Here is a 9352-nt window from a genome sequence, read left to right on the forward strand (position 1 = left end):
AAAGAAATGGGGCGGGTGAAGAAAATGGAAAAATTTTGATGGGACATCTGTAAAGACTGCTGCATCGCGTTCTCCATCAGCGGGGTCAGTACGAGGGCCAAGACAACGGGTGCAGGGGGGAAGCCAAATTTTTTCATGAAATAGCCGATGATCCCAAACACGAACATGACCCAGACTTCACCAAGGTTATTATTGACGGTATATACCCCGACCACGGAAAAGGCAAGGATGAGGGGCATCAAAAGAGTGTTGGGGATTTTTAACATTCTGGCCCATATTCCCACCAGAGGTAAATTCAGGATTAAGAGCATGCCGTTACCGATATACATGCTGGCAATCACCGTCCAGACAAAGTCCGGGTGTTTTTCAAAAAGCAATGGTCCCGGCCTTAATCCATGGATCAGCAAGGCCCCCAGCATGACCGCGGTGGTCCCGGAACCTGGGACCCCCAGGGTGAGAAGTGGAACCATAGCGCCGCCGGTGGCCGCATTGTTCGCGCTTTCCGGCGCAGCCACTCCCTCTATGATCCCGGTACCGAATTTTTCCGGATGCTTGGATAGTTTCTTTTCGGTGGCATACGCTAACATAGAAGCGATAGTGGCACCGGCCCCCGGCATAACGCCGACGAAAAATCCAATGACACTGCCCCGCAGCATGGGCAGCGTAGAATCCTTCCAATCCTGCCAATTGGGGAGTAGATTGGAGATTTTTTCTATATAGCTCGGAGTTTCCAAAGACCTTTCCCCCATCTCTAAAACTTCCGAGACCGCGAATAAACCCACCGATACGCTTACAAAGCTAAGCCCATCCATAAGGGTTAGAATTCCGTAGGAGAACCTTTCAATGCCGCTGGTTGGATCTAGCCCGATCGTTCCCAGGAAAATTCCAAAAGCCCCGGCAATCAGCCCTTTAATTAAATCCTCTCCCACCAGCGCCACTACCAGAGTCATTCCCAGAACCATGAGCGCAAAATATTCCGGCGGCCCGAAGCGGATGGCAAAATCGGCCAGCGGGGGGGCCAGCAGCATCAGGCCGATCACGCTGAGGGTCCCGGCGATGAAGGAACCGATGGCGGAGATTCCAAGGGCCGCGCCCGCCCTGCCCTTCCGGGCCATCTGGTACCCATCGAGGCAGGTCATGACCGAAGCTGATTCGCCGGGTAGATTTACCAGGATGGAAGTCGTAGAGCCGCCGTACATGGCCCCATAGTAGATCCCCGCCAGCATGATCATGGCCGTAGTGGCATCCATTCCAAAGGTGAAGGGGATGAGCATGGCCGTGCCAGCGACTGGCCCGATGCCCGGCAGAACCCCGATGATGGTCCCGAGCGTTACCCCAACGAAGCATGAGAATATATTGACTGGAGAAATAGCCAGCGAGAAACCCAACAGTAAGTTATCAAACATATATATGCCCCCCAATTCTCATTTTAAATGCCGAAGGGTCCGCTCGGTAAGGGAGATTTCAGCCATAATTTAAATATGGCATACAATAAAGCGGTAAATACGGCTCCGAAGAATACGGCCCCCATCATCCTGGATCTCTGAAGAAAAAAGATCATGGCCGCAAAGAATAAAAAAGTGGCATAGGTATAACCGATGATCTCGAACACGATTAGGTAAGCGAGCAGGAAGATCGCCATAAACACCACCCGGGGCATATTCTCCTTAGGGAAGACCGGCTTATCGGCATCGGTTATTCTTCCCCGGAGTGCCTTTACAAAAAGTGTTAGAGCCAGAGCCCCGATGATGGCACACATCCAGAAGGGTAAAAAGTTAATCCCTATGCCCATCTTCATCGTTCTCTCTAATTTGGATGACTCGATCATCCCGAGAAGCGACATTCCCATGAGGATTATACTTACGATGATCAGCCCCTTTTTCATAGAAAGACCCTCTCCCCTTGGCGGACAAGAATGCCCGGAGGGGAGGTATAAACTTCCCCTCCGGCGAGGCATCCTATTTGATTGCCCCCATTTCCTTCATGACCCGGGTGCAGGCCTCATTGTTGGCCTCCCACAGCTTGCCGGTCTCCGCACTGTTTTTGTAATCCCAGGTCAGCATATTCTCCTGGATATATTTTTCCTTCCACATCTTGGATTCGGCCAGCTTGCGGAAAAGCTCTTCGTAGAAGCGAATCGCTTCGGGGGCAAGATCCTTGGGGGCCGCAATGCTGCGGACCTGCTGGAACGTGGCGTTGATTCCCAGCTCTCGCAGCGTGGGGATGTCCGGCACCGCCGCCATCCGTTTCTCGCTGGCCACGGCCAGGATGCGCACCTTCTTGGCTTCCACCTGGGCCAGGGCTTCTCCCGGGTTGGGATAGAACATGTCCAGATTTCCTCCCAGGAGAGCCACCATGGCTTCCCCCCCGCTCTTGAAGGGGATATAGTTGAACTTCACGCCGGCCGCTTTTTCGATCATATGGGAGATGAGGGCATCCGTTCCGGGGGCGTAGGTGCCGCCGGTGTTGATCTGTCCCGGCCTTTTCTTGGCATCGGCGATGAGGTCCTTCATCGTCTTGTACGGCGAATCGGCCTTCACGGTGACGAAGAAGTCATCATAGGCGAGATTGACCAGGGGAGTGAAGTCCTTGTAGGTGTACTTGGATTTGCCCAGAAGCGGGGTGGTGAGAAAACTGGTGGTCGCGGTAAGCCAGAAATGGGGGTCGCCCTTTTTCCCCGCCACGTAGGCAAAGGCTATGGCTCCGCCGCCTCCGGGTCGATTGACTACCGCGATCGTGTGAGTGAAAAGTTTTTCCTTTACAATTATACTCTGCATCATGCGGGCCATGATATCACTACCCCCTCCGGCTGCGGCATGGCAGACGAATTCTATGGGCTTGGTGAGAAATTTTTGCCCCAGTGATTCATTCGGGACAAGAAACAAAATAGCCAGAAATAAAACTAACGGCAAGAATAATAACCCTCTTCCTTTTTTCATGTTTCCCTCCTTTTTCTCATGGATTTTCGTCTTCCCTTACTCTATGGCTTGGCCAAGATATTTATTGGGCGGCTATGGGGCCCATCGTAATTAAATTGTATGGGAATTTCCTTTTTGGACACGGATGTACACAGAAAGTCGCTTGGCGCTTAGCGCTATGCGCATAGCGTCTTTTTTGTTTCTGCGGTTATCTGCGTCCTATTAAATTTTGAAAAAATGTTTGAGCCAAAAAGGGATAAATGATAAGAAGCTTTTTACCCGTTGGGTTACCATCGATTCACCGTATAAAGAGGGACGAGATCATGGAGCATTTCTTGGGAACGATGGGGGTTGTAGATCCCGCAGGTGCAGGGGGCGGCCAAAATAATGCTTCCTTCCCATAGAGCGAGTCTTCCTTTCTTTATCCTGCGGATTACATCCCGGACCAGGGCTGGCGAAACCATCCCATGGCCGCACATGGTGGTGAACTGGCGGATGTCCGGAGGAGGGAGTCGATCTGTGCGCCCATGGATCCCGAGGGAAAGATTGATGGTGTGCGGGTTCAAGTTGATCTCGGCAGCCATTTCCCGAACCTGGTCGATGAGACCGCTTACGACCACCGAAATCCCCTCGTCCAGTTTCTTGATCCCGACCAGGGCCTCCTTCAACTTTTCCCGGTTGTTGAAGGCGGAGTAGATGCGGGCCCCGTCCTTGATGCTTTCCAGCACTTCCTCCGGGCGGACGCCACTGTAAAGGTTGCGTCGGAGGGTGGAGACGATCATGTTCGAAGGTGCCTCCAGGTAAAGGAGCTCCATGATCCGGCGCACTTTCGGGCCGCTCCCATTATAGTTGAACCCCCGTGCCGGATAGATGAAAAGAGCGTAGTCCCGCTCCAGTGAACTGATGGTTCCTTCGCGATGCAAGCTGTGGGTCATGAGTTCTTCCTTTCCCAAGCCCGTCCCAGGCCCAGGTTGATTTTGGCATTGGGCCGCCAGGACAACCCTTCTGATTCAATGATCTCCAAAACTTCCGGAGGAACTGTAAGCCCCGGTTCCAGCAGCGTGTAAACATCCAAGCAAAAAACGCTGTCCACTTCCCGGGCCACCTCCTTAATCGTACGCAAAATATGTCGGAGCCGATCGCGCTTCACCTGAATTTCGATGATGGCGCTTAGCACCCGTTCCCCCATCAGCTCCGGTTTCAGGTCGCCAGTCGAGTGGTCTTGAATCATGTCTTGGAAAGGGTTGTTGGGTTCGATTTCATGAATCCCTGCTCGGGCCAGGGCCCGGGTGATCTTCTGGATGTTGGTCAGGTTCATGCCGATATTCGGCCGGCCCACTTCAATGGCGATTCCCACCTCGCCCGGACCAACTCGAAGAGTCACATCGTTGGTTTTTGATTCTTCGGTGCCCCGGCCCTGGATTCCCGTGAGAGCGTGGGTGGCGTTGGGATCGCTGAAATATTTTCGCAGCGCCCGGGGGTAATCGTAGACCTGGGGGGAGTCTTCAATAGCCTCCACCGGACAGATTTCTGCCCGAAGGCAACAGCCGCATTCATAGCAGACTTCTTGATCCACCGCGCTTTTCAGGTCTTGAAAGTGGATGGCATGGGTCGGGCAGTAGGGATGGCAGCGCCCACAACCGACGCAAATTTCCTGGCGAATGATCATGAAAGCATCTCCTTGGGGAAAAGAATTCGGGCTCGCCGTCGCTGTCTCTTGGAGGACGGAAGGAGTTGGTAAAAAACCCGGGATTGAGGTTTTAGAAACCTGGCCACATCACCATCGACTTCGCTCCCGTTGATCATCAGGAAATGTAAAAGACCTGCCCCGGAAATATCCCCCACCAAGGCTCCCCCCACAATTTTCCGGCCGCGGAGGAAGAGCTCCCGGTAGATCCCTTCCGCCGTCCGGTCATGAGAGATGATTGCGGCGTCCGGGGTAGGGGCTCCCAGGATCACGATGGATAGCCCTTGGAGATTCATAGAGTTAGGGCGGGTCAAGACATTCAGAGGAAGAGGCACAGAGCGGAAAAGATTCTCCGCGGCCAGTTTCCCCTGGGTGACTGCCTGGGGCCAAGTCCAGGGTTTATGCTTTTCTCCCCCGGAAGTCGATATGGTAACGGCGTCTCCGGCGGCAAAAATATTGGCATCAGCGGTTTGGAGAGCAGGAGAAACCAGAAGTTCTTTATCTTGGAGCAAGCCGGAATTTTCAAGAAAATCTATATTGGGGGTTGACCCAACGGCGATTAACAGGGTCTCACCCGGAATCCACTGCCCGCTCACCTTGGCCGACTTCAGAATTCCTTTTTCTTCCTGGATATCTTCCAGGAGGCATCCCAAAAAGAGGCGAATTCCTAACCGCTGGAGATGCCGTTCTACCAGCCTGGCTGAGGGTTTGGTCAAGGCTTGGGGCAAGAGGTGATCTTCTTTCTCCACCAGGGATACAGCAAACCCCGCCAGCTGTAAATAGGCCGCTGTTTTTACCCCCACCAATCCGCCCCCGAGGACCACGATTTCTTTATGCTTTAAAAGCCAGTCCCGGATCTTGCGGGCCGTGGCAAGGGTGCGGACAGGAAAGATTCCTTCGGGTAGATCTTCCCTCCGTAAAAGAGGAAGGATCGGTTGCCCCCCGGGGGCCAGGATCAATCGTTCATATCGGATCTTCTCCTGGTTATCCAGGTTGAGGCTTTGAGTGGGCCGGTCCAGGGACCGAATTTTTATTCCCTTACGGATCTGCAGCAGGGGATCTTCCGCCGGCTGCCAGAAAAAAAGCTTCTCCTCTTCTACCTGCCCGGCCATGAACTGGGGCAAAAGAGGGTTGCAATATCCTACGTCTCCTTCGGCTTCAATAAGGAGGACGGATTTTTCTGGCCAACATCGACGGCAATGGAGGGCGGCCTGCAGCCCTGCGGCCCCGCCGCCAATAATCACGCATTCCATTTTTTCTTTAGGCTTCCTTCCTCAAGAACCAATCTAAGATTTCCTGGGCATGGGGGGGGTGGTCAAAATGGGTCAGGCTTCCCCCTTGAGCCGTTAGCTTTTCCGCAAGCAGAGTACGAACCTTCTCACTTCCCCAGAGGGGAAGAGGAACCGCCACGCTGATCTTAAGGCCCAAACTGGCCAACCCCAGGGCGATGGCCAGATCGCGGCAACTTTTCAGGCTCGAGAAACATATCTGCAAGGCATCCCCTTTCTTTATGGCACCCAACGCTTTCAAGGCCAGCAAAGGTCCCGCCTGCTCATCCAGGATGTAAACGGGGGGTTGGTTGCCCCGAGAAGCGAGTCCTTTTTTAAGAATCCACAAGGCAGCATCTCCCCAAGCGGCTACCAGGCATCCTTTTTCTCCTCGCAGAGCGGAGGCCACCTCCACTGGAATCCAGCCCAGAGGCTGCTGGGGAGTGTCTGCGCCTCCCAGAAGGAACAGCTTTTTGGCTCGCGCTTTTTGCAAGAGTTCTGCCAATGCCTGGACGTCCAGAATCACTCCCGTTTCCTCTATAAGAGATGGATCCGGGGTGAAGCCTGTGGGGGAAGAAATATCAGCTTTCTTTTGGGCGAGCCGCAAAATTTTCTTGGCCTCCTGGGGATCTTGGGAAGAAATGAAAGGAATCCCCAGGCTGCGGCAAAGCTCGGCCATAGAGGGATCGGTACCCGGTCCGGCGATCAGGAGATGAATCTTACCGGAGGCCAACAATAACTCCGCTTCACCCGAAGTGCAGACGCAGGGCAAAAACCCGCCATCTATTGGAATCCAATCTCCTAAAGAAACGATTGGGCTGCGATGGCGAAGGTTTGGCGAAGCCTGCTTGGCAAAGGCTTCCAGAAACTTGCGGGAAGGCTGACCGCATACCCCGATCATCCGGTCCCGATCGGCAAGCAGACCATATCCTGCCTGGAGAGAGGAACGGCGCGGAACCTTTTCCCCAATCTTTTTTATCTCCAACAAGCCCAAAGTTAATACTCCCAAGCGTAAGGCTTTAAGGATTAAAGCTTCGGGCGACGCCAAGGGCCTTTGCAGAAGAAAAGCAGCATCAGAGATCTCCCTCAGCGAAAGTTCCTGTCCTCCAAGTTTTTTTGTTGCCCGGCGGACAATTTTATCCAGAGGGGCTGAGCAGAATAATGGAGGGACTTTTTCCAAGCTGGGAAGTTCCTTCATGGCTTCCAGCGCTCCCTGCACTGTAAGGCGCAACAAGAGGGCAGAGACCATCCCGTCCCTATCCAAGCCGCAAATCCCCCGGTCGGGTCCTCGACCAAATGGATCAATCCGACAGGGTCCTTGCAAACAACCGAACGGACAACTCAGGCCGAGCCGGAGAAATCCATCCTGCGGCTGAAGCCTTTCATAGCGGTCCCAGTGAACCTTTATTCCCCGGTTGGAAGCAGACTGCAAAAGTTCCTGACTGATGGGGTCAACGGTTTTAAAATGAATCATTTCCATGCCAGCTCTCCCGTTTCAAATCGTTTTTTCGAATAACGCCTATTGTAGCGGCTCAGAAATTAGTAGAATATGTCAAAGCCGCTCCAGGGAGCCAGGCGGAAGACCGCTGCGCTTGCCAAAATGAGTCGGTGGTTCCACCTTGAAGGAGCGGGGTAAGACGCTACACTATCCCAGCGTATCGATTATTCTCCCAGATCGAGTAAAAGCAAGCCCTTTTCTTTTTTCCCGGCCAGTGTTTTGCCCACTTCCGCCCGCCTCTGGCCAGGGATTTTCTCGAAATCCTCGAGTTCTACAAGCTCCAAGGCTTGACAAGGGCAAACTTCCAGGCAGACGGGGTTTTCCATAAAGGCACACCGGTCGCATTTGAGAGCGAATTTTCTTTCCGGCCAGGGGAAAATAACCCCAAAGGGACAGAACAGGGTACAGGTCCAGCAGGCGATGCAGCGTTCCTCCCGGACCAGCACAAGATTTGTTTCCGGATCGCGGACCAGAGCGGCGTTGAGGCAGGCATTCAGGCAAGGAGCCTGAAGGCAGTGGCGACACTGCAGGGGGAAGGTAAATTCATTGTTTCCTTCCACCCGGAGCCGCGGTTGGGGCAAGGGGGTTTCCTGGGCAGCTTTCAGCAGCGTTTTCCCGTTACTTCCCCTCTCTACCGCACAATAAAGCTCACAGGTCTTACACCCCGTGCAGCGATCCAGGTGGACTCCAATCACCTTCATGAATTACCCCCCCCTTGTCTCTTTTCTTTCTCCACTACCACGTCCAGAAGGAAAAATTGCAACCCCGATTTTAGTAGATAAAAAAACTTTGTCAACATTTATATTATGAACCTTGGACCTTGTACCTTAGGTCTTGGGCCAGTTTTTATCCGTGCATCTTTTTTTCGAACACCCACACTGCCAGCCAGAAACTCAGGATGGCGCAAAAAATAAGCAGGTCCAGGTAGTCCATGTCCACCGCTGTATTAAGCCTTGACAAGATAAACGAATGGTTGCTAAAGTATACGGGCAGAAGGCAGTAATAAATAGGGCTACCCCTAAATTTCCCCAACTACCTTTTTATCTTTGAAGGGATAGGCCTTTGCCTGATGAAAGAAAACCCTTTCGAAATTTTCAATATTAAGGAGCGCGTCGCCATTGTCACCGGAGGAAGTAAGGGCATTGGCCAGGGGATCGCTATAGACTTGGCCAAGGCAGGGGCCCATGTTGTAGTTGTCAGCCGAAACTTCTCCGAAAGCGAGACTATAGCTCAGCAGATTCGGACATTGGGGAGAAAATCCTTGGCTATCGCTGCCGACGTGAGGAATTGCCTAGATATAACCGTCATGGTCGATAAAGCCCTCCAGCAATTCCAGCGAATAGATATCCTGGTAAACAATGCCGGAACGAACACCCGGAAACCCGCAGAAGAACTCCTCGAGGAAGACTGGGATACAATCATCGACACCAACCTAAAGGGGGTCTTCTTTTGCTCCCAGGCAGTGGGGAAAATCATGATCAAACAAAAGCGGGGGAAAATCATCAATATCTCCTCTGGAGGAGGAGTGATCGGTGTCCCCTGGCTGGGCCCTTATGGAGCGAGCAAAGCAGGGGTCATGCAGTTGACCAAAGTCCTGGCTCTGGAGTGGGCGAAGTATAATATTACAGTTAACGCCATCGGACCTGTGTACATCAAAACACCCATGACTGCAAGTTGGCTGGAAGACCCGTCCCGTCTTTCCGCTATTATGAGTAGAGTTGCGATCAAGAGATTGGGTGATGTCAGGGATCTCACGGGGGTCCTTCTTCTCTTGGCTTCCGATGCTTCGGATTACATCACTGGGCAGACCTTCTTCGTTGATGCCGGAGCTACGGCTGGATGGCCCATGGATTGGTAAATTCTTGGGCATCTCAGAGTCAATGCCCGAGGCATATTGGCATATTAAGGGTAGACAAAGAGTTCGCCGTTGTCAGCCGCGATTCAGAAAGACCGCGGTTGGATATCTTCCTCAAATTATGAA

The 9352-nt window shown here is 52.9% G+C and carries 9 protein-coding genes; 1 reads left to right on the forward strand and 8 read right to left on the reverse strand.

Annotated elements, in window-relative coordinates:
* The 8 genes from Q7V48_07650 to Q7V48_07685 all read right to left on the reverse strand — a co-directional run.
* Positions 1-1406: tripartite tricarboxylate transporter permease (locus Q7V48_07650; GenBank protein MDO9210607.1), on the reverse strand; the 1406-nt coding region annotated here is incomplete at its 3' end.
* A 23-nt stretch (positions 1407-1429) separates the two neighbouring features.
* The gene (locus tag Q7V48_07655; protein ID MDO9210608.1) at positions 1430-1885 is read right to left on the reverse strand and encodes a tripartite tricarboxylate transporter TctB family protein; all 456 of its coding nucleotides are present in this window, start codon (positions 1883-1885) and stop codon (positions 1430-1432) included.
* A gap of 73 nt (positions 1886-1958) precedes the next feature.
* Positions 1959-2939 (reverse strand): tripartite tricarboxylate transporter substrate binding protein, encoded by a 981-nt coding sequence (locus tag Q7V48_07660; GenBank protein ID MDO9210609.1) that lies wholly within the window; start codon positions 2937-2939, stop codon positions 1959-1961.
* A 266-nt stretch (positions 2940-3205) separates the two neighbouring features.
* Positions 3206-3853 (reverse strand): hypothetical protein, encoded by a 648-nt coding sequence (locus Q7V48_07665; GenBank protein ID MDO9210610.1) that lies wholly within the window; start codon positions 3851-3853, stop codon positions 3206-3208.
* Positions 3850-4587 (reverse strand): 4Fe-4S binding protein, encoded by a 738-nt coding sequence (locus Q7V48_07670; protein MDO9210611.1) that lies wholly within the window; start codon positions 4585-4587, stop codon positions 3850-3852. Before Q7V48_07670 ends, Q7V48_07665 begins: the two co-directional genes overlap by 4 nt.
* Entirely contained in the window at positions 4584-5858 is a 1275-nt protein-coding gene (locus tag Q7V48_07675; protein MDO9210612.1) for an FAD/NAD(P)-binding oxidoreductase, read from the reverse strand. The genes Q7V48_07670 and Q7V48_07675 overlap by 4 nt, the downstream gene beginning before the upstream one ends.
* Positions 5859-5865: 7 nt before the next feature.
* A complete protein-coding gene (locus Q7V48_07680; GenBank protein MDO9210613.1) occupies positions 5866-7353 on the reverse strand; it encodes a hypothetical protein in 1488 nt (495 codons plus the stop codon).
* A gap of 182 nt (positions 7354-7535) precedes the next feature.
* Positions 7536-8072 carry a 4Fe-4S dicluster domain-containing protein gene (locus tag Q7V48_07685; GenBank protein ID MDO9210614.1) on the reverse strand — a complete coding sequence of 179 codons (537 nt, stop codon included), beginning with the start codon at positions 8070-8072 and terminating at the stop codon, positions 7536-7538.
* A 368-nt stretch (positions 8073-8440) separates the two neighbouring features.
* Here Q7V48_07685 and Q7V48_07690 point away from each other — a divergent pair, with 368 nt between their 5' ends.
* The gene (locus Q7V48_07690) at positions 8441-9229 is read left to right on the forward strand and encodes a glucose 1-dehydrogenase (protein MDO9210615.1); all 789 of its coding nucleotides are present in this window, start codon (positions 8441-8443) and stop codon (positions 9227-9229) included.
* Positions 9230-9352: the final 123 nt, after the last annotated feature.

This window comes from Deltaproteobacteria bacterium (genome assembly GCA_030654105.1).
GTDB lineage: Bacteria > Desulfobacterota > SM23-61 > SM23-61 > SM23-61 > JAHJQK01.